Source organism: Pseudomonas sp. KT_2_4 (assembly GCF_041410225.1).
GTDB lineage: Bacteria > Pseudomonadota > Gammaproteobacteria > Pseudomonadales > Pseudomonadaceae > Aquipseudomonas > Aquipseudomonas paracarnis.
The window spans coordinates 2,140,333-2,165,026 of sequence record NZ_CP166962.1 but is presented as its reverse complement, the minus strand read 5'-3'; the positions used below and the strand labels follow the sequence as shown (position 1 = coordinate 2,165,026).

At 61.7% G+C, this 24,694-nt stretch carries 25 protein-coding genes; 8 read left to right on the top strand and 17 right to left on the bottom strand.

Annotation, left to right across the window (positions count from 1 at the left end):
* Nucleotides 1-8: 8 nt before the first annotated feature.
* Nucleotides 9-872 carry a LysR family transcriptional regulator gene (locus AB9N64_RS09925; protein WP_371360226.1) on the bottom strand — a complete coding sequence of 288 codons (864 nt, stop codon included), beginning with the start codon at nucleotides 870-872 and terminating at the stop codon, nucleotides 9-11.
* Between the two features lie 98 nt (nucleotides 873-970).
* Between AB9N64_RS09925 and AB9N64_RS09920 the strand changes: the two genes are divergently transcribed.
* The 6 genes from AB9N64_RS09920 to AB9N64_RS09895 all read left to right on the top strand — a co-directional run bounded on the left by AB9N64_RS09920 (nucleotide 971) and on the right by AB9N64_RS09895 (nucleotide 7,656).
* Entirely contained in the window at nucleotides 971-1,912 is a 942-nt protein-coding gene (locus AB9N64_RS09920) for a DMT family transporter (RefSeq protein WP_032874161.1), read from the top strand.
* A gap of 77 nt (nucleotides 1,913-1,989) precedes the next feature.
* Complete coding sequence (gene dnaX, locus AB9N64_RS09915) at nucleotides 1,990-4,071, top strand: DNA polymerase III subunit gamma/tau (protein WP_106111341.1); 2,082 nt, start codon at nucleotides 1,990-1,992, stop codon at nucleotides 4,069-4,071.
* Nucleotides 4,072-4,114: 43 nt separating this feature from the next.
* Nucleotides 4,115-4,453, top strand: coding sequence for a YbaB/EbfC family nucleoid-associated protein (locus AB9N64_RS09910; RefSeq protein ID WP_003193199.1), 339 nt, complete (start codon nucleotides 4,115-4,117; stop codon nucleotides 4,451-4,453).
* A 139-nt stretch (nucleotides 4,454-4,592) separates the two neighbouring features.
* A complete protein-coding gene (locus AB9N64_RS09905; RefSeq protein ID WP_371360225.1) occupies nucleotides 4,593-5,627 on the top strand; it encodes an NADP-dependent oxidoreductase in 1,035 nt (344 codons plus the stop codon).
* Nucleotides 5,628-5,693: 66 nt separating this feature from the next.
* A complete protein-coding gene (gene recR, locus AB9N64_RS09900; RefSeq protein ID WP_014719453.1) occupies nucleotides 5,694-6,296 on the top strand; it encodes a recombination mediator RecR in 603 nt (200 codons plus the stop codon).
* A 211-nt stretch (nucleotides 6,297-6,507) separates the two neighbouring features.
* The gene (locus AB9N64_RS09895) at nucleotides 6,508-7,656 is read left to right on the top strand and encodes an acyl-CoA dehydrogenase family protein (protein ID WP_014719452.1); all 1,149 of its coding nucleotides are present in this window, start codon (nucleotides 6,508-6,510) and stop codon (nucleotides 7,654-7,656) included.
* Nucleotides 7,657-7,765: 109 nt separating this feature from the next.
* Here the strand turns inward: AB9N64_RS09895 and AB9N64_RS09890 are convergent, their stop codons facing one another.
* The gene (locus tag AB9N64_RS09890) at nucleotides 7,766-8,314 is read right to left on the bottom strand and encodes an adenine phosphoribosyltransferase (RefSeq protein ID WP_003193191.1); all 549 of its coding nucleotides are present in this window, start codon (nucleotides 8,312-8,314) and stop codon (nucleotides 7,766-7,768) included.
* Between the two features lie 76 nt (nucleotides 8,315-8,390).
* On the bottom strand, nucleotides 8,391-9,125 hold the full coding sequence (gene fnr, locus AB9N64_RS09885; RefSeq protein ID WP_005790290.1) for a fumarate/nitrate reduction transcriptional regulator Fnr: 735 nt from the start codon (nucleotides 9,123-9,125) through the stop codon (nucleotides 8,391-8,393).
* A gap of 155 nt (nucleotides 9,126-9,280) precedes the next feature.
* Between fnr and AB9N64_RS09880 the strand changes: the two genes are divergently transcribed.
* A complete protein-coding gene (locus AB9N64_RS09880) occupies nucleotides 9,281-9,742 on the top strand; it encodes a hypothetical protein (protein WP_371360224.1) in 462 nt (153 codons plus the stop codon).
* Nucleotides 9,743-9,748: 6 nt separating this feature from the next.
* Here AB9N64_RS09880 and hemN read toward each other — a convergent pair whose 3' ends face one another.
* From hemN to ccoN (AB9N64_RS09810), 14 genes are all read right to left on the bottom strand, one after another.
* Nucleotides 9,749-11,131: an oxygen-independent coproporphyrinogen III oxidase gene (hemN, locus tag AB9N64_RS09875; protein ID WP_371360222.1), complete on the bottom strand. Its 1,383-nt coding sequence runs from the start codon at nucleotides 11,129-11,131 to the stop codon at nucleotides 9,749-9,751.
* A 103-nt stretch (nucleotides 11,132-11,234) separates the two neighbouring features.
* The gene (locus AB9N64_RS09870; protein ID WP_014719449.1) at nucleotides 11,235-11,918 is read right to left on the bottom strand and encodes a sulfite exporter TauE/SafE family protein; all 684 of its coding nucleotides are present in this window, start codon (nucleotides 11,916-11,918) and stop codon (nucleotides 11,235-11,237) included.
* Complete coding sequence (gene ccoS, locus AB9N64_RS09865; RefSeq protein ID WP_014719448.1) at nucleotides 11,911-12,123, bottom strand: cbb3-type cytochrome oxidase assembly protein CcoS; 213 nt, start codon at nucleotides 12,121-12,123, stop codon at nucleotides 11,911-11,913. The genes AB9N64_RS09870 and ccoS overlap by 8 nt, the downstream gene beginning before the upstream one ends.
* 22 nt (nucleotides 12,124-12,145) lie before the next feature.
* A complete protein-coding gene (locus tag AB9N64_RS09860) occupies nucleotides 12,146-14,596 on the bottom strand; it encodes a heavy metal translocating P-type ATPase (protein WP_019820491.1) in 2,451 nt (816 codons plus the stop codon).
* A 125-nt stretch (nucleotides 14,597-14,721) separates the two neighbouring features.
* Complete coding sequence (locus tag AB9N64_RS09855) at nucleotides 14,722-15,261, bottom strand: FixH family protein (RefSeq protein ID WP_014719446.1); 540 nt, start codon at nucleotides 15,259-15,261, stop codon at nucleotides 14,722-14,724.
* Nucleotides 15,262-15,275: 14 nt separating this feature from the next.
* Entirely contained in the window at nucleotides 15,276-16,679 is a 1,404-nt protein-coding gene (ccoG, locus tag AB9N64_RS09850; RefSeq protein ID WP_019820489.1) for a cytochrome c oxidase accessory protein CcoG, read from the bottom strand.
* A 429-nt stretch (nucleotides 16,680-17,108) separates the two neighbouring features.
* Nucleotides 17,109-18,086, bottom strand: coding sequence for a cytochrome-c oxidase, cbb3-type subunit III (gene ccoP / locus AB9N64_RS09845; RefSeq protein ID WP_014719444.1), 978 nt, complete (start codon nucleotides 18,084-18,086; stop codon nucleotides 17,109-17,111).
* Entirely contained in the window at nucleotides 18,083-18,268 is a 186-nt protein-coding gene (locus AB9N64_RS09840) for a CcoQ/FixQ family Cbb3-type cytochrome c oxidase assembly chaperone (RefSeq protein ID WP_003193169.1), read from the bottom strand. Before AB9N64_RS09840 ends, ccoP (AB9N64_RS09845) begins: the two co-directional genes overlap by 4 nt.
* 5 nt (nucleotides 18,269-18,273) lie before the next feature.
* On the bottom strand, nucleotides 18,274-18,882 hold the full coding sequence (gene ccoO, locus AB9N64_RS09835; RefSeq protein WP_003193167.1) for a cytochrome-c oxidase, cbb3-type subunit II: 609 nt from the start codon (nucleotides 18,880-18,882) through the stop codon (nucleotides 18,274-18,276).
* Nucleotides 18,882-20,324 carry a cytochrome-c oxidase, cbb3-type subunit I gene (ccoN, locus tag AB9N64_RS09830; RefSeq protein WP_014719443.1) on the bottom strand — a complete coding sequence of 481 codons (1,443 nt, stop codon included), beginning with the start codon at nucleotides 20,322-20,324 and terminating at the stop codon, nucleotides 18,882-18,884. The genes ccoO (AB9N64_RS09835) and ccoN (AB9N64_RS09830) overlap by 1 nt, the downstream gene beginning before the upstream one ends.
* 353 nt (nucleotides 20,325-20,677) lie before the next feature.
* Nucleotides 20,678-21,625, bottom strand: coding sequence for a cytochrome-c oxidase, cbb3-type subunit III (ccoP, locus tag AB9N64_RS09825; RefSeq protein ID WP_014719442.1), 948 nt, complete (start codon nucleotides 21,623-21,625; stop codon nucleotides 20,678-20,680).
* Entirely contained in the window at nucleotides 21,622-21,822 is a 201-nt protein-coding gene (locus AB9N64_RS09820) for a cbb3-type cytochrome c oxidase subunit 3 (RefSeq protein ID WP_003193161.1), read from the bottom strand. Before AB9N64_RS09820 ends, ccoP (AB9N64_RS09825) begins: the two co-directional genes overlap by 4 nt.
* A 3-nt stretch (nucleotides 21,823-21,825) precedes the next feature.
* Nucleotides 21,826-22,434 carry a cytochrome-c oxidase, cbb3-type subunit II gene (ccoO, locus tag AB9N64_RS09815; protein ID WP_003193159.1) on the bottom strand — a complete coding sequence of 203 codons (609 nt, stop codon included), beginning with the start codon at nucleotides 22,432-22,434 and terminating at the stop codon, nucleotides 21,826-21,828.
* A 10-nt stretch (nucleotides 22,435-22,444) separates the two neighbouring features.
* Nucleotides 22,445-23,869: a cytochrome-c oxidase, cbb3-type subunit I gene (ccoN, locus tag AB9N64_RS09810; protein WP_003193158.1), complete on the bottom strand. Its 1,425-nt coding sequence runs from the start codon at nucleotides 23,867-23,869 to the stop codon at nucleotides 22,445-22,447.
* Nucleotides 23,870-23,948: 79 nt separating this feature from the next.
* On the opposite strand from ccoN (AB9N64_RS09810), the gene AB9N64_RS09805 reads away from it, so the two are divergent.
* A complete protein-coding gene (locus AB9N64_RS09805; RefSeq protein WP_014719441.1) occupies nucleotides 23,949-24,641 on the top strand; it encodes an alpha/beta family hydrolase in 693 nt (230 codons plus the stop codon).
* Nucleotides 24,642-24,694 lie beyond the last annotated feature (53 nt).

The window sequence follows — 24,694 nt, the reverse complement described above, 5'->3', positions numbered from 1 at the left end:
CGAGCAAGTCAGCCAAAGGTCTCGCGCAGTAGCCCGGCGAACGCATCTCGCGCCAGGTGCCGCTGGGTGTCCGTATGCCAGAACAACAGGTTGTCCACGGGCGTCAGCGCTTCAAAGCGATAAGACGCCAACTGATTGGCCTGTTCATAGCGCGCCAGGATCCCCTCGGGTGCCAACGCCACGCCAATCCCCGCGCTGACGCAACCGATGATCGTGCCCCAGCTTGCATAGCAGGCAATCGCTGGCTTGACGTTATGGGGCTTGAGCCAGTTTTCCAGGGCTGCGCGATAAGGGCAGCCCGGCGGCCATACCAGCAATGTACGGCCGGCCAAGTCTTCGGCGCTATTGATAGGCGCGCTGCACGCGCTGGCGATCAGCACCAGGCGTTCGCTGTAGACCACGCTCTGTTCCAGCTTCGTGCGTTTGCCGCCGGCGGCCACCAGCGCCACGTCCAGGCGGTGGTGCTGCAGGTCGTCCAGCAGTTGCGCCCAGGCACCGGTGACCAGTTCCAGGCTGACATTGGGATAACGCCGGTGGTATTCCGCCAGCAGCGGCGGCAAGCGCCCGCTGGCACTGGATTCCACCGCACCGATGCGCAAGGTGCCACGGGGAATGGCGCTGGCATCCACCGCGCGTTTGGATTCATCCACCAAGGCCAGGATACGTTCGCAGTAATCCAGGAAGATTTCTCCCGCAGCGCTGATCGCCAGCCCTCGGCCAGCACGGATAAACAGCGGCGTGCCCAACTCGCTTTCCAGCTGCTTGATGCGCGTGGTGATGTTGGACGGCACACAGTGCAATTGCAGTGCCGCCTGGGCCACGCTGCCGGTTTGCGCCACGGCTCGCACCATTTTCAGTTGGGCCAGTTCCATTGCTCAGTTCCAATGATTTCAGAAGTCAGAAACGCTTAATTGTCCTATGCCTGGCCTGGGCCAAGACTGGCAGCATTCCTTTTGCGTGGATGCTGTCGATGAATACTCCGTCACCTCTGAAGCTTACGCTAGTCATTGCCAGCGTCATCCTCTGCTGGGCGTATTCGCCCATCGGCGTACACATGGGGTTGCACAGTTATAGCCCCGGCCAATTGGCGCTGCTGCGGTTTTTGATCGCGTCGGTATTCATGGGCTGCGTGGCCTGGGGGGTGGGAATTGGACGGCCACCATTGCGCGACCTGCCGTGGTTGTTGGTGCTGGGCTTTTTCGGGGTGTTCCTGCACCACACCAGTCTCAATCATGGGCAGCAATGGGTGACGGCGGCAGCGTCGAGTGTGTTGGCACAGTCGGCGCCGTTGTTCAGTGTGTTGATCGCGTTTTTCTGCTTGAAAGAGCAGGTCAGCGCCTGGCGCTGGGGTTGCGTACTGTTGGGGTTGGCTGGCGTACTGGTGGTGATCTGGGGCGACCAGGGCATGGGCGATCTCAACCCACGGGGTTTGCTGATCTTGTTGGCGGCCTGCTCATGGAGTGTGTACTTCGCCATCCAGCGACATTACGCCCATCGCTACAGCCCGTTGACGATGGCGTGCTACATGGTGTGGTCCGGCACGCTGATGCTGTGCGTGAACCTGCCGGGACTGCCCGCCGCCATCGTGCAGGCACCGATGGGGGAGAATCTCGCCGTGCTGGTGCTGGGTATTTTTCCCAGTGCCTTGGCCTATCTGGCCTGGGGTTATGTGTTGAAGCACGTCGAGGTCAGTCGTGCGTCGGTGGCGATGTACCTGATTCCACCGGTTGCCATGCTGATGGCCGCCACGCTGCTTGGCGAACACGTCACCCTGCAGGTGATGCTGGGCGCAGTGGTCGTGCTGGCCAGCGTCGCCGCTATCAGTCTGGAAGGGCGTTGGCGCTCCAAGGTGCCAGCAAAACGTCCTCAGGTGCCCTCTGGGAGGCCAATCGAACAAGCTTCGTCAGATTAGACGAGCGTGCCGGATGCAATTTCCCCCTTGCTCCGCTAGCATTACCGGCTTCTGCTTCCCAGTTGCGACGGTTTTCGATGAGTTATCAGGTTCTTGCACGTAAATGGCGCCCGCGCTCGTTCCGCGAAATGGTCGGCCAGACCCATGTGCTCAAGGCTCTGATCAATGCCTTGGACAGCCAACGGCTGCACCACGCCTACCTGTTCACCGGTACGCGCGGGGTGGGCAAGACCACGATTGCGCGCATCATCGCCAAATGCCTGAATTGTGAAACCGGTATTACCTCGACGCCTTGTGGCACCTGTTCGGTGTGCCGTGAGATCGACGAAGGGCGTTTCGTCGACCTGATCGAGATCGACGCTGCGAGTCGTACCAAGGTCGAAGACACCCGCGAACTGCTGGACAACGTGCAGTACGCGCCGAGCCGTGGCCGCTTCAAGGTCTACCTGATCGACGAAGTGCACATGCTGTCCAGCCACTCCTTCAACGCCTTGTTGAAAACCCTGGAAGAGCCGCCGCCCTACGTCAAATTCATCCTGGCCACCACCGACCCGCAGAAACTTCCGGCAACGATTTTGTCGCGGTGCCTGCAGTTCTCCCTGAAAAACATGACCCCCGAGCGTGTGGTCGAGCATTTGACCCACGTGCTGGGCGTCGAGAACGTACCGTTCGAAGACGACGCGCTGTGGTTGCTGGGCCGTGCCGCCGATGGTTCGATGCGCGATGCCATGAGCCTCACCGACCAGGCCATCGCGTTTGGTGAAGGCAAGGTCATGGCCGCCGACGTGCGCGCCATGCTCGGTACCCTGGACCACGGCCAGGTGTTCGACGTGCTGCACGCGCTGATCGAGGGTGACGCCAAGGCGTTGCTCGAAGCGGTGCGCCACCTGTCGGAGCAAGGCCCGGATTGGAATGGCGTGCTTTCGGAAATCCTCAACGTATTGCACCGCGTCGCCATCGCCCAGGCCCTGCCGGAAGGCGTGGACAACGGTCATGGCGACCGTGATCGCGTATTGGCCCTGGCCCAGGCCTTGCCGGCCGAAGACGTGCAGTTCTACTACCAGATGGGCCTGATCGGTCGCCGCGACTTGCCCCTGGCACCCGACCCGCGGGGTGGCTTTGAAATGGTGCTGCTGCGCATGCTGGCGTTCCGGCCGGCAGATTCGGCAGACGCACCGAGACAGCCGCTAAAGCCAGTGGGGATCAGCCAGGCCACAGTTGATTCCGCCAAACCCGTGGCTGGGGCGGCCGTTGTCGCGCCAGTAGTTGCAGCGCCTGCGGTTGCTGTGCCTGAGCCGGTTGCGCCGGCACCTGAGTCTGAACCTGCGCCGGTTGCCGTCGCACCGGTGGTCGAGCCCGAGCCGGTCATTGAGCCCGAGCCCGAACCCGTGGTCGACTTGCCCTGGAATGACCCGGTCGAAGCGCAAGTAGAGCCCGAGCAACAGCCCGCCGTGGAGCCCGTGCTGGAAACCACCGGCGAGCAACCCGAGCTGACGCCGATGCCTACGCCGACTCCGGACAGCGTGGTGCCGGATGCCCCTGAGTGGGTATCGGCGCCCGTTCCTGAACCGACGGTCGCCCAGGTCGACGCGGCCACGCCGGGCATTGACCTGGATGACGAACCGCCGCTGGACGAAGACTACATCGAGCCGGACATGGATTCGGCCTACAGCTACCTGGACGAACTGGCCAGCGAGCACACCGCGGAACCGGCGCCCGAGCCCGAGGCAGAACCTGCCGCGGCCCCGGCTACCGGTCTGGCCCTGCAATGGCTGGAATTGTTTCCGAAATTGCCGATCTCCGGCATGACCGGCAGTATCGCCGCCAACTGCACCCTGATTTCCATCGAAGGCGACCACTGGCTGCTGCACCTGGACCCGGCCCATAGCGCCTTGTTCAACGCCACCCAGCAGCGCCGGCTCAACGATGCGCTCAACCAGTACCATGGGCGCACGCTGACCATTGCCATCGAGCTGATCAAGCCCGAGCAGGAAACGCCGGCCCAGGCCGCGACCCGTCGGCGCCTTAACCGCCAGCGCGAGGCTGAGGATTCGATCCACGCAGATCCGCTTATCCAACAAATGATGCAACAGTTCGGTGCGGTCGTCCGCCACGATACTATTGAACCTGTCGAAGCCCCGGTGCCCCAAGCGTCATGACACCGGGCTATTCATTGATCCACGTACTTTTGAGGTGATTCCCATGATGAAAGGTGGCATGGCCGGCCTGATGAAGCAGGCGCAGCAGATGCAGGAAAAAATGGCCAAGATGCAGGAAGAGCTGGCCAACGCCGAAGTCACCGGTAAAGCCGGTGGCGATATGGTCAGCGTGGTGATGACCGGTCGTCACGACATCAAGCGTGTCAGCATCGACCCAAGCGTATTGCCGGGCGTGGGTGAAGATGACCTGGAAATGCTCGAAGCGCTGTTCGCCGCAGCCGTCAACGACGCTGTGCGCAAGATCGAAGCCAACAGCCAGGACAAAATGTCCGGCGTGACCGCTGGCATGCAACTGCCACCGGGCATGAAACTGCCGTTCTGATACACGCTTTAGCTAGACTCAAATGCCAGGCATCGTGCCTGGCATTTTTTTCGCCGGTCGAAACATCGAACCCCAAGCCTTCACCGATGGTCTGCACCCTATACCGTTGAAACCACTCACCGATAAAGGAGCCCCGCTGATGCCTCAAGAAATGACGCTCAACCAACGCATCGTTCTGGTCTCACGCCCTCAAGGCGCACCCACGCCGGAAAACTTTCGCCTGGAACGTGTCAGCCTGCCGGACCTGGCAGACGGCCAGGTGCTGCTCAAGACCCTGTACCTGTCTTTGGACCCCTACATGCGTGGACGCATGAGTGACGCGCCGTCCTACGCCGCACCCGTGGAAATCGGTGAAGTGATGACCGGTGGGGCTGTCAGCCGTGTCGAGCAATCGCGCAACCCGAAATTCGAAGTGGGCGACCTGGTGGTCGGCGCCACTGGCTGGCAAAGCCACTGCATTTGCGAAGGCCATAACCTGATCCCGCTGCCCAAGGGTCTGCCGAGTCCGTCGATGGCCCTGGGCGTACTGGGTATGCCGGGCATGACGGCCTATATGGGCCTGATGGATATCGGCCAGCCCAAGGCCGGGGAAACCCTGGTGGTGGCGGCTGCGTCGGGCGCGGTGGGGTCGGTGGTGGGCCAGGTGGCCAAGCTCAAGGGCTTGCGCGTGGTGGGCATCGCCGGTGGCGCGGACAAATGCCGCTATGTGGTGGATGAGTTGGGCTTTGACGCCTGTATCGACCACAAGAGCGAAGACTTTGCCCATGAACTGGCCCTGGCCTGCTTCAAAGGCGTGGACATCTACTTTGAAAACGTCGGCGGTAAAGTCTTCGATGCTGTGCTGCCTTTGCTCAACCCCAAGGCGCGCGTGCCGCTGTGCGGGTTGATCGCCGGCTATAACGCCCATGAAGCGCCCAGCGGCCCTAACCGTTTGCCGGCGCTGCAACGCACCTTGCTGACCAAGCGGGTGCGGATCCAGGGCTTTATTGTGTTCGACGACTATGGCGACCGCCAGCCGGAGTTCCTCAGCGCTATGGCGCCTTGGGTGCGCGAGGGCAAGATCAAGTTCCGCGAGGACGTGGTCGATGGCCTGGAGCAGGCGCCCGAAGCCTTTATCGGCCTGCTCGAAGGGCGCAACTTCGGCAAGTTGGTGGTGCGCGTCGCGCAGGATTGAGTATTTGACGCTAATCCGGGGCGCGGGTATAAACCGCGTCTCGTTGTTTTGTCGGACCCTTCGCCCATGAGCTTCAGCCCCCTGATTCGCCAACTGATCGACGCCTTGCGCACTTTGCCCGGCGTCGGCCAGAAAACTGCCCAGCGCATGGCGCTGCAACTGCTGGAGCGTGATCGCAGCGGCGGCACTCGCCTGGCCCAGGCCCTGAGCCAGGCCATGGAAGGTGTGGGCCATTGCCGCCAGTGCCGCACCCTTACCGAAGAAGAACTCTGCCCGCAATGCGCCGACCCGCGTCGCGACGACACGTTGCTGTGCGTGGTGGAAGGGCCGATGGATGTGTACGCCGTGGAGCAGACCGGTTACCGCGGGCGTTACTTCGTGCTCAAGGGCCACCTGTCGCCGCTCGATGGCCTGGGGCCGGAAGCCATCGGTATTCCACAACTGGTGGCGCGAATCGAAGAGCAGGGCACCTTTACTGAAGTGATCCTGGCGACCAACCCGACGGTGGAAGGTGAAGCCACGGCGCACTACATCGCTCAGTTGCTGACCAATAAAGGTTTGATTACTTCACGGATCGCCCATGGCGTACCGTTGGGTGGCGAGCTGGAATTGGTGGACGGCGGCACCCTGGCGCACTCGTTCGCAGGCCGAAAGCCGATCGCGCTTTAAAACCCACTGCAGTCCCAATGTGGGAGCTGGCTTGTCGGGTCGCCGCATCGCTGCGATAGCATCACCACGGTGTACCTGAAAAACCGAGGCGTCTACATCGCGGGCAAGCCCGGCTCCCACATTGGTTTTGTGTGACGGTAAAAAATGTATTCGGCTTGATAACCAAGCAAGCGCTTGGTAAGTTCGCTCCATCCCGCCATGGAGCTTGCCGATGTCTGCCTTTCAGGAATACTTCGATCCCAGCCACCAATTGGTCCGCGACAGCGTGCGCCGCTTCGTCGAACGCGAGATGTTGCCCGGCATCGAGCAATGGGAGGAAGCGGAAAGTTTTCCCCGCGAGCTTTACCTCAAGGCCGGTGCGGCGGGCGTTCTGGGCATCGGCTACCCCGAGGCGCTGGGTGGCAGCCACGAAGGCGATCTGTTCGCCAAGGTCGCCGCCAGCGAAGAGCTGATGCGCTGCGGCTCCGGTGGCGTGGTGGCCGGGCTCGGCTCCCTGGATATTGGCCTGCCGCCCATCGTCAAATGGGCCCGGCCCGACGTGCGTGAGCGCATAGCGCCTCTGGTGCTCGCCGGCGAGAAGATCATCGCCCTGGCGGTCACCGAGCCCAGCGGCGGCTCGGATGTAGCCAACCTGCAAACCCGCGCCGTACGTGAAGGCGAGCATTACCGCGTGAGCGGCGCCAAGACCTTTATCACCAGCGGCATTCGCGCTGATTTCTACACCGTGGCCGTGCGCACAGGTGGGCCGGGCTTTGGCGGTATCAGCCTGCTGCTGATCGAAAAGGGCATCCCGGGTTTCACCGTCGGCCAGCCGCTGAAGAAGATGGGCTGGTGGGCGTCGGACACCGCCGAGTTGTTCTTCGACGATTGCCGCGTGCCTGTGGGCAATCTCATCGGTGTCGAGAACATGGGCTTTGCCTGCATCATGGGCAACTTCCAGAGCGAGCGCCTGGCCTTGGCCCTCATGGCCAACATGACCGCGCAACTGGCCTTGGAGGAAAGCCTCCAGTGGGCCGCCCAGCGCGAAGCATTCGGCAAACCCATCGGCAAATTCCAGGTGCTCAAGCATCGCCTGGCGGAAATGGCTACCGCCGTGGAGGTTTCCCGCGAGTTCACCTATCGCCAGGCCGCGAAGATGGCCGCTGGCAAGAGCGTGATCAAAGAGATTTCCATGGCCAAGAACCTGGCCACCGATACCGCTGATCGGGTGACGTATGACGCGGTGCAAATATTGGGGGGGCAGGGGTATATGCGTGGCAGCCTGGTGGAACGGCTTTATCGCGATAACCGGATTCTGTCGATTGGTGGCGGGACGCGTGAAGTGATGAATGAAATCATCAGTAAACAGATGGGGTTGTAAACCGGGGTGTTCTTTCGGGCCTCATCGCGGGCAAGCCCAGCTCCCACAGGGGAATGCATTCCAAGGTGGGAGCCGGGCTTGCCCGCGATGACGGCAGTACTGACGACCCTTATCTCTCAGTCAGCCCAAATTGCGTCAGGCAAAACGTCGGAATCCCCATGTCTGCCAAGCGCTGCGAGCCACCCAGCTCTGGCAAATCAATAATCGCCGCAGCCTCAAAAATCTTTGCCCCCATGCGCCGCACCAGGTTCGCTGCAGCAATCAGGGTGCCGCCGGTGGCGATCAGGTCATCGAACATCAGCACCGAATCGCCTTCGCACAGGCTGTCGGCGTGCACTTCCAGGAAGGCTTCGCCGTACTCGGTCTGGTAACCCTCGGCCAGCACGTCCGCCGGCAGCTTGCCTTGCTTGCGAAACAGGATGAGCGGCTTGTTGAGCTGGTAGGCGATGATCGAGCCGATCAGGAAGCCACGGGCATCCATCGCACCGATATGGGTGAAGTCGGCTTCGACATAGCGTTGGGCAAAGCTGTCGGCCACCAGGCGCAGGGCGCGGGGCGATTGGAACAGCGGCGTGATGTCACGGAAGATCACCCCAGGCTTGGGGAAGTCGATGACGGGGCGAATCAGGGATTTGATGTCGAACGAATCAAAAGTCATCGTCGAGGAGTCCAGAGCGGAAAACGGACTCGAAGTATACCTGCGGCCTCGCCGATTGGCGCGGCCGCAGCCTGGATCAGACCTCCAGGGAACCGCCAGCCAATGCACACAGCTGGATCGGGTCGAGGATATGCACCTCTTTGCCCTCGGCGGCGATCAACTGGTTCTGCTGGAAACGAGTAAACACGCGGGACACGGTCTCAACCGCCAGGCCCAGGTAATTACCGATCTCATTGCGCGACATGCTCAGGCGGAACTGGTTGGCCGAGAACCCACGGGCGCGAAAGCGCGCCGACAGGTTGACCAGGAAGGTGGCAATGCGCTCATCGGCGGTTTTCTTCGACAGCAGCAGCATCATTTGCTGGTCGTCACGAATCTCGCGGCTCATCACGCGCATCAATTGGCGGCGCAATTGCGGCAGTTGCAGGGCCAGTTCATCCAGGCGCTCGAATGGGATTTCGCACACCGAGGTGGTTTCCAGGGCCTGGGCCGACACCGGGTGAATCTCGGTGTCCATCCCCGACAGCCCGACCAACTCGCTTGGCAGGTGGAAACCGGTGATTTGCTCTTCGCCGCCGTCGCTGAGGCTGAAGGTCTTCAACGCGCCAGAGCGTACTGCATAGACGGAATCAAACTTGTCGCCCTGGCGAAACAGAAACTCGCCTTTTTTCAGCGGGCGGCCGCGTTTGACGATGTCGTCCAGCGCATCCATGTCTTCCAGATTCAATGAAAGTGGCAGGCAGAGGGGAGCCAGGCTGCAATCCTTGCAATGGGCCTGGCTGTGAGCGCGCAGTTTGACTGGCTCGGACATTTCTTAAATCCTTGTGGGAAAACACACATAAGACGTAAGGGTAACGCACTGGGGGGCACGGAGGCCAGCGTGTACAAAAAACCGACCGGTATATAAAGATTTGGCTAAAACCGCCGATAGTACTGCTATCGACTACAAATACGGCGGCTCAGACCATGTTAGCCCTCACTGCTCAACTCGCTTCGCGCACTCAGATCCAGGCACTGCCCGAACCCAAGAAAGCTGCCGAACCGGATGTTGCCGCGATCCCGACGACCGACGAAGCCAAGCCTGCCGTTTCGGTGACCATCTCCGGCGCCGCGATGAAAGCTGCTGCGGCGGAAAAAGCCACAAACAGTGACATCGACGACAGCGGCCTGGCGGACAACGTCAAGAATCTGCTCAAGATGATTCGTGAGATCAAAAAGCAGATTGTCGAGAAACAAGCCGAGATGGCTGCGGTAATGGCCGACAGAAATCTCAGCCCAGAACAGGCCCGTGCCCGACTCTCCGGGCTGCAGTCAGCGTTGAGCGCACTGCAAGCCAGCTTGACCAGCGCCCAGGCGTCCCTGACCAAGGCGATGAAAGACATGAGTGCCGGTGATGCAGTCAAGGCTGCCAGCCTGGCCATGAAGTAAGTACGTCTAGATGACCCGCGAAAATCGTTGCCTGTTCTGGTGCTCCAGGTAGGCATCGAACACCATGCACACTGAACGCACCAGCAAGCGCCCGGCCGGGAGCACACGAATGCCCTGGGCGTCCAACTCGATCAGGCCGTCGGCGGCCATCGTTTCCAGCTGCGGCCATAACTCGGCAAAATAGCCGCGAAAATCGATGTTGTACGCCTGTTCGATCCCCTCGAATGCCAGGCTGAAATTGCAGATCAACTGCTGGATTACAGCCCGTCGCAACCGGTCGTCCGTAGTGCAGACCAGGCCGCGGCTGGTCGCCAATTGCGCACCCGCCAAGGCATTCTGGTACTGGTTCAGATCACTGCTGTTCTGGCAATACAGGTCGCCGATCTGACTGATCGCTGACACCCCCAGCCCAATCAAGTCGCAGTGCCCGTGGGTGGTGTAACCCTGGAAGTTGCGCTGCAGTTTGCCTTCTTCCTGGGCGACGGCCAATTCGTCGTCCGGCAGGGCAAAGTGGTCCATGCCGATGTAGCGGTAACCGGCTTGGGTCAGTTGTTCGATGGTGGTTTGCAGCATCAGCAGTTTTTCCGCTGGTGAGGGCAGCTCGTCAGTGTTGATCCGCCGTTGGGGCATGAAGCGTTCCGGCAGGTGCGCGTAGTTGAACACGGACAGGCGGTCAGGCTGTAAGCGGATGACTTCTTCCACGGTGCGCGCAAAGTTCAACGGCGACTGCTTGGGCAGGCCGTAGATCAGGTCGATATTGATCGAGCGAAATTGCAAGGTGCGCGCTGCATCGATCACGGCGCGGGTTTCTTCCAGGCTTTGCAGGCGGTTGACCGCCCGTTGCACCTCGGGGTCGAGGTCTTGCAGGCCGATGCTCACGCGGTTAAAGCCCAGTTCGCGTAGCAGGCCCATGGTGGCCCAGTCGGCTTCGCGTGGGTCGATTTCGATGCCGTAGTCGCCCGAATCGTCATCCAGCAAATTGAAATGCTGGCGCAGGCATTTCATCACCTGGCGCAGTTCATCGTGGCTGAGAAATGTGGGCGTACCGCCGCCCAAATGCAGTTGCTCCACGGGCTGCTGCGGGTCGAGGTGGCAGGCCACCAGCTGGATTTCCTGCTCCAGGCGCTGCAGGTAGGCCTGGGCGCGGCCACGGTCCTTGGTGATCACCTTGTTGCAGGCGCAGTAGTAACAAATGTTGGCGCAGAACGGCACATGCACATACAGCGACAGTGGCCTTACGGCCTTGCGGCTGTCACGCAGGGCGTGGAGCAGGTCGAAGGTGCCGACCTGGCTGTCAAATTGTACGGCGGTGGGGTAGGACGTGTAGCGCGGTCCCGCCAAGTCGTAGCGGTGAATCAGATCTGTGTCCCAACGAATGGCGTCGAGCATGCGGGCGGTCCCCCGGATTGGCTAGTGGGCCGAGTCTAGGGGGAGGGCGGTGCAGGCATCTTGATTTGCATCAACGGGGAGCGGCGCTATGCCACAGGGCCTGTTAATGCCCCATTAGCCAGTGCTGATGGGGGCCGGGCAAGGTCCAGAGGCCGAAGATCATCACCAGCACCCCACCGGTCACCCGCACGCTGCGCTTGCGCAATAACGCCGTCACCCGTTCGGCGGCCAGCCCGGTGGCCAGTAGCACCGGCCAGGTGCCCAGCCCGAACGCCAGCATCAGCAAGGCGCTGTCCAGTGCATTGCCCTGGCTCGCCGCCCATAGCAGGGTGCTGTAGACGAGCCCGCACGGCAACCAGCCCCACAGCGCGCCTAGCAGCAAGGCACGGGGCAGGCTGGACACCGGCAGCAAACGGTTGGCCACCGGCTGCAGATGCCGCCACAGGCCGCGTCCCAGGCTTTCGATACGGGTGAGGCCGCTCCACCAGCCGGCCAGGTACAGGCCCATGCAGATCAGCAGCAGCCCGGCAAGCACTCGCATGAACATCGCCGCGGGGCTGTTGGCCACCGCCCAACCGGCCAGGCCGATCAATAAACCGGCGGTGGCATAGCTGAGGATGCGCCCCAGGTTGTATGCCAGCAGCAGGCGAAAACGGCGGCTGCGCTGTTCCTTGGGGATCGCCAGGGTCAGCGCGCCCATCAGTCCGCCGCACATGCCCAGGCAATGGCCGCCGCCAAGCAGGCCTAGGATCAGCGCCGAGACCAGCAAGGGCGCCAGCTCAAGCATGGGGCGGCTCTTTGGGCGCTTGCTCAGGGTTGTTGGCTTCATCGATGGCGGCCAGGTGGTTCGGGTCCTGGTCGTCGAACAGCACGCTGTGGGCCGGGCCATCGAGGTCTTCGTACTGGCCGCTGTCCACGGCCCAGAAGAAGATGTAGATGGCCACGCCCACTAACAGCAGTGCCGCCGGAATCATTACATAGAGAGCTGGCATCTGTACTCCATGCCCACGCGGCTCAGGCCGGCAGCGGGCGGGTTACTGGGGCGGTGCCCGAGGCTTGCGCGCTCGGCAGGCGAGTGAGGCGCAACGCGTTGAGCACCACGGTCAACGAACTGAGGGACATGCCGATCGCCGCCCAGATCGGAGTGATCCAACCCAGGGCCGCAAACGGCAGCATAAGCCCATTGTACAACCCGGCCCACAACAGGTTCTCGATGATCACTCGGCGAGTGCGCCGCGCCAGGCTGAAGGCCTGCACCAGCGCATCCAGGCGGTTGGACAACAGCACCGCATCGGCGCTGGTTTTCGCCAGGTCCGTGGCCGAGCCCATCGCCACGCTGATATCAGCGGCGGCCAGCACCGGCACATCATTGACTCCATCGCCAAGCATCAGCACTTTGCGACCTTCTTTGTGCAGGTTTTGCAGTACCTTCAGCTTGTCGTCAGGGCGCAGGCTGCCGTGGGCTTCGTCGATACCCAGCTCAGAGGCGACACTGGCCACCATCGGCGAACTGTCGCCGGAGAGCAACAGCGTGCGCCAGCCCCGCGCCTTGCATGCGGCCAGCAAGGCGGGGGCGTCGCTGCGCAGACGGTCGTCGAGTACGAACCAGGCCAGCGCCCCGCTGCGGTCGCCCAGCAGCAGCCATTGCCCGGCTTCGTCCGGTGAGGCGGGAATCGCACAGCCACTGAGTTCACAGACAAAACCCGGCTGGCCGATGCGCAACAAACGTTCGCCCACACGACCTTCCAGGCCCAGGCCTGGGGTGCTCAGCACTTCATCGGCGGCCAGCGGCGCACGGCCGAAGGCACGGGCAATCGGGTGTTCGGAACGGTTCTCCAGGGCGGCGGCCAGGCCCAGGCATTGGTCGCTGTCCAGCGCACTCAAGGGCCGAATGGCGCGCAACGCCAGGCGCCCTTCGGTGAGGGTGCCGGTCTTGTCGAAAATCACCGTATCAACCTGGTTCAGGCCCTCAAGCACATGGCCGCGGGTCAGCAGCAACCCGAGACTGTGCAAGGTGCCGGTGGCGGCGGTGAGCGCGGTGGGCGTGGCCAGGGACAGAGCGCACGGACAGGTCGCCACCAGCATCGCCAGCACAATCCAGAACGCCCGCGACGGGTCCAGCTCCCACCACAGCAGGCCGATCAGCGCGGCGGCGATCAGCGAGCACAACAAGAACCACTGCGCAGCGCGGTCGGCAATCTGTGCCAGGCGCGGCTTCTCGGCCTGGGCGCGCTCCAGTAGGCGCACGATGGCAGACAAGCGCGTGTCATGGCCCAATGCGCGCACTTGGACGGTCAGCGCGCCTTCGACATTCAGCGTGCCGGCCGTGACGTTGTCGCCCGTGCGCCGAGGTTGCGGCAGGTACTCGCCGGTCAGCAGGGATTCATCGATGCTGGATTGGCCGTCGAGAATCACGCCATCCGCCGGCAGTACGGAGCCGGGGTGTACCAGCACGCGATCACCCAGCGCCAATTCGCTAAGCAGGATGCGCTCGCTCTGGCCATCGTCTTTGAGGCGCAGGCAGGAGGCGGGCAACAGGTTGACCAGTTGGGCGGTGGCTGCGGCAGTGCGCTCCCGGGCGCGGCGCTCAAGGTAGCGCCCGGCCAGCAGGAACAGGGCAAACATGCCCACGGCATCGAAATACAACTCGCCTACGCCAGTGATCGCGGTCCAGATGCCGGCCAGGTACGCGCCGCCAATCGCCAGGGACACCGAGACGTCCATGGTCAGGTGGCGTGTGCGCAAGTCACGCAGGGCGCCTTTGAAGAAGGGCGCGCAGCTGTAGAACACGATGGGCGTTGTCAGAAACATCGCAACCCAGCGCAGGATGACGTGCAATTCCGGGCTCAGGTCGATATTGAATTCCGGCCAAGTGGCCATGGTTGCCATCATGGCCTGGAACCACAGCAAGCCGGCGACTCCCAGTTGTCGCAGGGCCAGTCGATTCTCGCTGGCCAATTGTTCGGCTGCGCGGTCGGCCTGATAAGGATGGGCGGCGTAACCGATATGGCGCAGCTCGCTGAGCAGTTGGCTCAACGGCAATTGCCCATCGGCCCAGCGCACGTGCAGGCGGTGGTTGGACAGGTTCAGTCGCGCTTCGGCCACGGCAGGCAGGCTGCGCAGGTGTTTCTCGATCAACCAGCCGCAGGCGGCGCAACTGATGCCTTCCATCAGCAGGGTGGTTTCGGCCAGCTCGCCCTGATGGCGTACAAAGGGTTTTTGCACATCGGCGCGGTCGTACAGCGCCAGCTCGTCCACCAACTGCACGGGCAGCGCCTCGGGGTTGGCCGAGGCTTCGCTGCGGTGTTGGTAATAGCTTTCCAGCCCGCCGGCCACTATCGCCTCGGCCACGGCCTGGCAGCCCGGGCAGCAGAGCTCACGGCGTTCGCCGAGGATCTGGGCGGTGAACCGACTGCCGGAGGGGACGGGTAGGGCGCAGTGGTAGCAGGGGGTGGGTTGGGTCATTGCTCAGTTCCGTAGATCGTTCCCACGCTTTGCGTGGGAATGTTGCCCGTGACGCTCTGCGTCACAAAGCAGACGCAGAGCGTCCAGCAAGGCGTTACCACGCAGAGCGTGGGAACGATCATCGTCTACTTCTTCAGGTCCTCGGCGCCCTGCAACGGTTCGTCACCCAGCAGCAAGTCCTTGTCGTGGCTGACCTCTTCTTCTTCGAACAGGCGCCAGGTGTTGCCGCCCTCCACGCCAAGCAGTTCCACGAAACGGCGACCTTCGACCTTGTCGGTGACCTGGCCGATGTAGCGACCGGGCTCGCTGTCGCTGCGGGTGAGGTTGATCTTGCGATCCTTCTCTGGCTGGGTCGGGGAGATCAGGTTCAGCTCCAGAGTATTTGGATTGCTGTAGCCAGTCAGTTGCAGCTCGACCTCGCCGGTCAGTTCGTCCAGGTGCAGCTTGCCGCGCAGTTGCAGGGTCTGGGCCAGGCGTTCGCGGTCCAGGGAGCGGTTGATGCCTTTGCCGGCCTCGTAGTAGTTGTCGTTGACCAGGTTGTCCGGGTTGTTCACTGCGATGGTCACCATGGACAAGGTCAGGGTCACTGAGCAGGCCAGAATCGCGATGATGATCCAGGGCCAGAGGTGTTTGTACCAAGGGCTGGCGGCAGTAGTTGCAGGCATGCGTGTGTTCCCTGTTAACGAACTTGTGGGCCGATGAATCGGCTCTTGGCTTCAATATGGACGCTGGTGTCATCGGCGTCCTTGAGGATGAAGGTCACCTCGTTGGTGCTCGACGGCAACTGCTCCGGCGCACTCGACAACTCCACCGGCATGCTGACGATATCGCCCGCGGCCACTTTGATTTCACGTCGGCCTTGCAGCTTGAGGTCTGGCAGGCCAGCGGCGTCGAGCACGTAGGTGTGGTCGCGCTGGTCTTTGTTCATGATCTTCAGGCTGTAGACGTTTTCGATGCGTCCTTCGGCGTTTTCACGGTACAGCACGCGGTCCTTGCTGACGTCGAAACCCACCAGCGAGCGCATGAAGAAGGCCGCCACCAACAGGCTGATCATCGCCAGCAACACCAGGGCGTAACCGATCAGGCGCGGGCGCAGCTTATGGGTTTTCTGCCCCGAAAGGTTGTGTTCGGTGGTGTAGCTGATCAGGCCGCGTGGGTACTCCATCTTGTCCATGATGTTGTCGCAGGCATCGATACAGGCGGCGCAACCGATGCACTCGATTTGCAGCCCGTCGCGGATATCGATACCGGTAGGGCACACCTGCACGCACATCGTGCAGTCGATGCAGTCGCCCAGGCCCTGGGCCTTGTAGTCGGTACCCTTTTTACGTGGGCCACGCACTTCGCCACGGCGGGGGTCATAGGACACGATCAAGGTGTCCTTGTCGAACATCACGCTCTGGAAGCGCGCATAGGGGCACATGTAGATGCACACCTGCTCACGCAGCCAGCCGGCGTTGCCGTAGGTGGCGAGGGTGAAGAAACCCACCCAGAAATACGACCAGCCATCGGCCTGGCCGGTGAAGAAATCGAATACCAGTTCACGGATCGGTGAAAAGTAGCCGACAAAAGTGAGGCCGGTGGCAAAGCCGATCAGCAGCCACAGGCTGTGCTTGCTGAATTTGCGCAGGAATTTGTTGGCGCTCATGGGCGCCTTGTCGAGCTTGATGCGCTGGTTGCGGTCGCCTTCGGTGACCTTTTCGCACCACATGAAGATCCATGTCCACACGCTTTGCGGGCAGGTATAGCCGCACCACACGCGCCCGGCGTATACGGTGATAAAGAACAGGCCAAAGGCCGCGACAATGAGAATGCCCGACAGCAGGATGAAATCCTGAGGCCAGAACGTTGCACCAAAAATAAAGAATTTACGCTCCGGCAGGTTCCACCATACCGCCTGGTGACCGCCCCAGTTCAGCCACACGGTGCCGAAGTACAGCAGAAACAGAGCGGCACCGCCGACCATGCGCAGATTGCGGAACAAGCCAGTGAAGGCACGGGTGTAAATCTTCTCACGCGAAGCGTAGAGGTCGACGGTTTTGGCAGGCGGGGTAACGTCATGTACCGGTATCTGGTCGCTCATCATTGCATCCCACGGCGGTGGAGATTTGCCTCGGCCAGTACGTGCCAGCCGGGGTCAAATTAAGGGTGTTGCAGTGGCCTAATGATACGCCCCCGATGGTGCGCAAAGGGTGCGACCTTTGGTCGCGTTGGGGGAAATCAATTGATGGTGTACGTGACCTGGATCAATTGACTTGGCAAGTATGGACGGTTTTTGTGGTTGTGGTGACGCGGCAGGTCTCAAGGCCATCCCGTCAACAGGCCCGGTCTTGAATGTGCAGGAGGACAAATGTGGGAGCTGGCTTGCCTGCGAAAGCGATGGGCCGGTCAGCCTATTTGTGACGGACAGAGCGCTTTCGCAGGCACGCCAGCTCCCACCCCGGATCTAAGCTTTTCAAGAAATGACCCCGCCGCTCTCTCAGTGGCGAGGCCATGGCGTGCTCAGCTAACTTTACTGCTCCTCAGCCTTCTTATCCCCATGAGACAAGCTATACACATACGCCGCAAGCAAGTGCACTTTGTCATTGCCCTGCAACTGCTCCTGCGCCGGCATCTGGCCCTGGCGGCCATAACGGATGGTCTGCTGCAGTTGCGCGAAGCTTGAACCGTAGATGAACGCACCCGGATGCGTCAGGTCGGGCGCGCCCATGGCTGGGGTGCCTTTACCAGCCGGGCCGTGGCAGGCCACGCAGTTGGCGGCGAAGAGTTTCTCACCGTTGGCCACATCGGCCTTGGCGCCTTCCGGCAGTTTGCGGCCATCGAGTTGGGTCACCACAAAGCCTGCTACGTCAGCCACGCCTTGCTCACCGATGACTTCGGCCCAGCCCGGCATCACCGCGTGGCGGCCCTTCATGATGGTTTCCTTGATGGTGTTGGGTTCACCGCCCCAGCGCCAGTCGGCGTCGGTCAGGTTGGGGAAGCCGTAGGCGCCTTTGGCGTCGGAGCCGTGGCACACCGAGCAGTTGGAGGCGAACAGGCGGCCGCCCATCTTCAAGGCTTGCGGGTCCTTGGCGACTTCTTCAATCGGCATCGACGCGAATTTGGCGAAGATCGGCCCGAACTTGGCCTCCGACCTAGCCATTTCCTTTTCCCACTCGTGCACGCCGGTCCAGCCGGTCTGGCCGTTGGCGAACGGGGTTTGCTTGTCGTTGTCGAGGTAGTTGTAGCCTGGCAGCAGGCCCTTCCAGTTGCCGAGGCCAGGGTAGAGCACCAGGTAACCAAGGGCGAAGACGATGGTGCCGACAAACAGCATGAACCACCACTTGGGCAGCGGGTTGTCGTACTCCTCGATGCCGTCGAACGAGTGGCCGACGGTCTCGTCCGTCTGCTCGGTGCGCTGGCCCTTGCGGGTCGACAGCAGCAGCCAGGTCAGGGCGAAGATGGTACCCAGACTGAGGACTGTGACGTACAGACTCCAGAACGTAGTCATTCTTTGTTACTCCTAGAAGCTTGCTCGACGTGCTTGATGGCTTCGGGGTCATCTGCGAAGGGCAGCATGGTCGCGTCGTCAAACTCCGACTTGCGCCGTGGGCTGAACACCCACAACGCCAGGCCGATAAAGGCCACCATCACCACAACGGTGCCCAGGCCACGAATCATCCCGATATCCATGTAGGTCACCGTTTGCTTTTGATGATGGTGCCAAGGCCTTGCAGGTAGGCCACCAATGCGTCCATTTCGGTCTTGCCCTTCACGGCGGCGGCCGCACCGGCGATGTCTTCGTCGGTGTAGGGCACGCCCAGGGTGCGCAAGACTTCCATCTTCTTCGCGGTGTCCTTGCCGTCGAGCTTGTTTTCCACGAGGAACGGGTACGCCGGCATTTTCGACTCAGGCACGACGTTGCGCGGGTTGTACAGGTGCGCACGCTGCCAGTCATCGGAGTAACGCCCGCCCACACGGGCCAGGTCCGGGCCGGTGCGCTTGGAACCCCACAGGAACGGGTGGTCCCACACGCTTTCACCGGCGACCGAGTAGTGGCCGTAGCGTTCGGTTTCGGCGCGGAAGGGGCGGATCATCTGCGAGTGGCAGCCCACGCAACCGTTGGCGATGTAGACGTCGCGGCCTTCCAGTTCAAGGGCGGTGCGCGGCTTCATGCCTTCGACCGGCTTGTTGGTCACATCCTGGAAAAACAGTGGGACGATTTGGGTCAGGCCGCCAATGCTCACGGCGATGACCATGAAGAAGGCCAGCAGGCCGATGTTCTTCTCGACGACTTCATGCTTCATCAGTGAGCTCCCACAACGGCGATCTTGGCGGCGGCTTCGGCTTCTACAGGGTCGCTGGCACGCACGGTGCGCCAGACGTTGTAGGCCATCAACAACATGCCACTGGCAAAGAACGCACCGCCCAGGGCACGTACGATAAAGCCCGGGTGGCTGGCTTGCAGCGCTTCGACGAAGGAATAGGTGAGGGTGCCGTCATCGTTGATCGCACGCCACATCAGGCCCTGGGTGATGCCGTTGACCCACATCGAGGCGATGTAGAGCACGGTGCCAATAGTGGCCAGCCAGAAGTGCGCGTTGATCAGCCCGACGCTGTGCATCTGCACGCGGCCGAACAGTTTGGGGATCATGTGGTACAGCGCGCCGATGGAGATCATCGCTACCCAGCCCAGAGCGCCGGCATGTACGTGGCCGATGGTCCAGTCGGTGTAGTGGGACAGAGAGTTGACGGTCTTGATTGCCATCATCGGCCCTTCGAAGGTCGACATGCCGTAGAACGCCAGGGACACCACCAAAAACCGCAGGATCGGGTCGGTGCGCAGCTTATGCCAGGCGCCCGAGAGGGTCATCATGCCGTTGATCATGCCGCCCCAGCTTGGCGCCAGCAGGATGATCGACATCGCCATGCCCAGGGACTGTGCCCAATCCGGCAAGGCGGTGTAGTGCAAGTGGTGAGGGCCGGCCCAGATGTACAGGGTGATCAGCGCCCAGAAGTGCACGATGGACAGGCGATAAGAGTAGATCGGACGCTCGGCCTGCTTGGGCACGAAGTAGTACATCATCCCCAGGAAACCGGTGGTGAGGAAGAAGCCTACGGCGTTGTGGCCGTACCACCACTGGATCATCGCGTCCGTTGCGCCGGAATAGGCCGAATAGGACTTGAACAGGTTCACCGGCAGGGAGGCGTGGTTGACGATGTGCAGCATCGCAGTGACCACGATAAAGGCCCCGTAGAACCAGTTGCCTACGTAGATGTGCTTGGTCTTGCGCTTGACGATGGTGCCAAAGAACACCAGGCCGTAGGTCACCCACACAATGGCAAGCAAAATGGCGATCGGCCATTCCAGCTCAGCGTATTCCTTGGTGGTGGTGTAGCCCAGGGGCAGGCTGATGATGGCGCCGACGATGACCGCCTGCCAGCCCCAGAAGGTGAAGGCGGCAAGACCATCGGAAATCAGTCGCGTCTGGCAGGTGCGCTGCACGACATAGTAGGAGGTGGCAAACAGTGCACATCCGCCGAAGGCGAAGATCACCAGGTTGGTGTGCAGCGGGCGCAGGCGGCCGAAGGTCGTCCAGGGCAGGTCGAAATTCAATTGCGGCCAAACCAGTTGCGAGGCGATGAACACCCCGAGCCCCATGCCAAGGATCCCCCAGACCACCGTCATGATGGCGAACTGGCGGACTACCTTATAGTTATAAGCAGTCGGACTGATTGCTGTGCTCATTCTAAGGTTCCACGGTTTAGGTTTTTTTATAGGTAAAATCGGCCGCAAGTATGTAGAAACCGAGGGGCCATTGCAACGCAATGGCTGACCTGTATCAATGCGTTCCACGCCAGATTCTGCGCCCTTTCCATGTTTGGTGTAAGGATAAAGACCGAAATAGAAAGCTGATCAAGTGGACAGGAATTTTAGGGGGCGCAACGAATACCGTCGTCTACGCCAGAATTGCTCCACTGTGGGAACAAGCGTAGACCCGAATAGGAGGAGGGGAAAGTTGGGTTTGGAAGGGGTGCGACACTTGGTCGCGACTTGTGCCTGTGGCGAGGGAGCAAGCTCCCTCGCCACAGATAAGGCTTTTACTGCGGTTGGCTATCTGGCGTTGCACCATCAGCGTTATGGGACAGGCTGTACACGTAAGCCGCCAGCAGGTGCACCTTGTCATTGCCTTGCAGCACGTCCTGGGCCGGCATCTGGCCCTGGCGACCATGGCGGATGGTCTGCTGCAACTGTGCCAGGCTGGTGCCGTAGATAAACCCGGCAGGCTCGGTCAGGTTGGGCGCGCCCATGGCTTCCACGCCGTGACCTTGCGGACCATGACACGCCACGCAGGTGGTGCTGAAGGCGGCTTGGCCGGCTGCCAGGTCGGCGGTGTTGTCGGCGGGCAACGGCAACTTGGCCAGGTCGTGGCGCACGTAAGCGGCGACGTTTTTCACCCCGTCCTCGCCCAGCACTTCACCCCAGGCCGGCATCGCCGCGTGGCGACCGTTCAGGATGGTGGCCTTGATGGCCTCGGCCGAACCGCCCCAGCGCCAGTTGCTGTCCGCCAGGTTGGGGAAGCCATAGGCGCCCTTGGCGTCCGAGCCGTGGCATACCGCGCAGTTGGAGGCGAACAGGCGACCGCCCATCTTCAATGCTTGCGGGTCCTTGGCCACTTCTTCTACCGGCATGGCCGCGAACTTGGCGAAGATCGGCCCGAACCTGGCGTCGGCCTTGGCCATTTCCTTGTCCCATTCCTTGGTCTGGGTCCAGCCGTCCTCATAGCCCGGCAGTACACCTTTCCAGTTGCCCAGGCCCGGGTAGAGGATCAGGTAGCCGACGGCAAACACCAGGGTGCCGGCGAACAACATGAACCACCACTGGGGCAGCGGGTTGTCGTATTCCTCGATACCGTCGAAGGCGTGGCCCATGGTCTGGTCGACGCTGCCCTTGGTCTCGCCCTTGCGAGTGCCGACCAACAGCCAGGTCAGGCCGATGAGGCTGCCCAGGGTCAATACGCAGATCCATGTACTCCAGAACGTAGTCATGGCCGAGTGCTCCTTGTGGCTGGCTCTGCTTGAGCGTCGGGTGGGGAAGGTTCATCGGCAAACGGCAGCAGGCGGGCCTGCTCGAATTCCGCGTTGCGGCGGTTGTTGAACACCCACAGCGACAGGCCGATAAAGGCGATGGCGACCACCAGCGTGCCAAGGCCGCGGATGGTGCCTGCATCGAATTCAAATCCCATGGCTCACCTCTTGCTCTTGATGGCAGTGCCGAGCACTTGCAGGTAGGAAACCAGCGCGTCCATCTCGGTCTTGCCCTTGAGGCTGGCGACGGCGCCGTTGATGTCGTCGTCGGTGTACGGCACGCCGAGGGTGCGCATCACTTTCAACTTGGTCTCGGTGTGGCTGCTGTCGACGGCGGCGGTGACCAGCCATGGGTAGGCCGGCATTTTCGACTCTGGCACCACGTTGCGCGGGTTGTACAAGTGCGCGCGGTGCCAGTCGTCCGAGTAGCGTGCGCCGACGCGGGCCAGGTCCGGGCCGGTACGCTTGGAGCCCCACAGGAACGGGTGGTCCCACACGCTTTCGCCGGCCACCGAGTAGTGGCCGTAGCGCTCGGTCTCGGCGCGGAACGGGCGGATCATCTGCGAGTGGCACTGCACGCAGCCTTCACGGATGTAGATGTCGCGGCCTTCCAGTTGCAGCGCGGTGTAGGGCTTCATGCCTTCGACCGGCTTGTTGGTCACGTCCTGGAAGAACAGCGGGACGATCTGGGTCAGGCCGCCGATGCTCACGGCGAGCACCATCAGCAGCATCAACAGGCCGACGTTCTTTTCAATCGTTTCGTGTTTCATCATCGACTCCTCAGGCCATCTGCGCGGCAGCGGTGACTTCGGCAGGTTGCGCCGAACGCACGGTGCGCCATGTGTTGTAAGCCATCAGGAACATGCCGCTGAGGAAGATCGCACCGCCCACCAAACGCACGATGAAGCCAGGGTGGCTGGCCACCAGAGTTTCGACGAAGGAGTAGGTGAGGGTGCCGTCTTCGTTGACCGCACGCCACATCAGGCCCTGGGCGATGCCGTTGACCCACATCGACGCGATGTAGAGCACGGTGCCGATGGTGGCCAGCCAGAAATGCGCGTTGATCAGGCCGAGGCTGTACATCTGCTCGCGACCGAAGATTTTCGGGATCATGTGGTACAGCGCGCCGATGGAGATCATCGCCACCCAGCCCAGCGCCCCGGCGTGTACGTGGCCGATGGTCCAGTCGGTGTAGTGGGAGAGGGCGTTGACGGTCTTGATCGCCATCATCGGGCCTTCGAAGGTCGACATGCCGTAGAAGGCCAGGGAGACGACGAGGAAGCGCAGGATCGGGTCGCTGCGCAACTTATGCCAGGCACCCGAGAGGGTCATCATGCCGTTGATCATGCCGCCCCAGCTTGGCGCCAGCAGCACCAGTGACATCACCATGCCCAGGGACTGCGCCCAGTCCGGCAAGGCGGTGTAGTGCAAGTGGTGAGGGCCGGCCCAGATGTACAGGGTGATCAGCGCCCAGAAGTGCACAATCGACAAGCGATAGGAATACACCGGGCGTTCGGCCTGCTTGGGCACAAAGTAGTACATCATGCCGAGGAAACCCGCAGTGAGGAAAAAGCCTACCGCGTTGTGCCCATACCACCACTGCACCATGGCATCCGTCGCACCGCCGTACAGCGAGTAGGACTTGGTCAGGCTGACCGGGATTTCCAGGTTATTGACGATATGCAAGATGGCCACGGTGATGATGAACGCGCCGAAGAACCAGTTGCCCACATAGATATGCTTGGTCTTGCGCTTCATGATCGTGCCGAAGAACACGATGGCGTAGGCGACCCAGACGATGGTGATCAGGATGTCGATCGGCCATTCCAGCTCGGCGTATTCTTTGGAGCTGGTGTAGCCCAGTGGCAGGCTGATCGCGGCCAGCAGGATCACAAGCTGCCAGCCCCAGAAGCAGAACGCGGCGACTTTCGGCGCGAACAGCTGCGTCTGGCAGGTGCGTTGCACCGAGTAAAAGGAGCTGGCGAACAGCGCACAGCCACCGAACGCGAAGATCACCGCGTTGGTGTGCAAAGGGCGCAGGCGGCCGAAGCTGGTCCAAGGCAAATCGAAGTTGAGCGCAGGCCAAACCAATTGGGCAGCGAGAAAAACCCCGAGCCCCATGCCGACGATGCCCCACACCACCGTCATAATGGCGAATTGGCGGACCACCTTGTAGTTATAGGCGGTACTTAAAGTAGTGTTCATGGTTCCCCATCCACGGTTCAACCCAAGCAAGTGCGGCACTTGGGCTGGAGTTATAGGCAGACTAAAAAGCGAGGCAAGCATGGGCAAAGAGCACAAGGCCAGTATTGACGGGGATCAATGGGCGCAGTGTGTACGGGAACATGGCTGGTTGTGGGATGTCGCCACCGGCGCGACGTCGGGTGAGCCGGTCACGCTGATCCTGGCCCACGGCGCTGGCGCACCGATGGACTCGGCGTTCATGAACGATATGGCCGCACGCCTTGCCGGGCATGGCGTGAGCGTGTTGCGCTTCGAGTTTCCGTACATGGCCCAGCGTCGCGTGGACGGCGGCAAACGCCCCCCGAATCCGGCGCCGAAACTGCTGGAGTGCTGGCGCGAGGTGTATGCCGAGGTGCGACGTCATGTCGCTGGGAAACTGGCGATGGGTGGCAAGTCCATGGGCGGGCGGATGGCCAGTTTACTGGCCGATGAACTGGGCGCCGATGGGTTGGTGTGCCTGGGCTATCCGTTCTATGCGGTGGGCAAGCCAGAGAAACCCCGGGTGGAGCACTTGGCTGCGCTTACGACGCCCACCTTGATTGCGCAGGGCGAGCGCGATGCCTTGGGCAATCGTGCGGCGGTGCAGAGTTATGACTTGTCAGAGAGCATTGAGGTGATGTGGTTGGCGGCGGGGGACCATGACTTGAAGCCGCTGAAGGCTTCGGGGTTTAGCCATGAGCAGCACTTGGAGGCGGCGGCGGTGCAGGTGGCTGAGTTTCTCCGGACCTGTTAGCGCCCTATCGGGGGCAAGCCCCCTCCCACATTGGGCTGGGTTCACCTATTTCT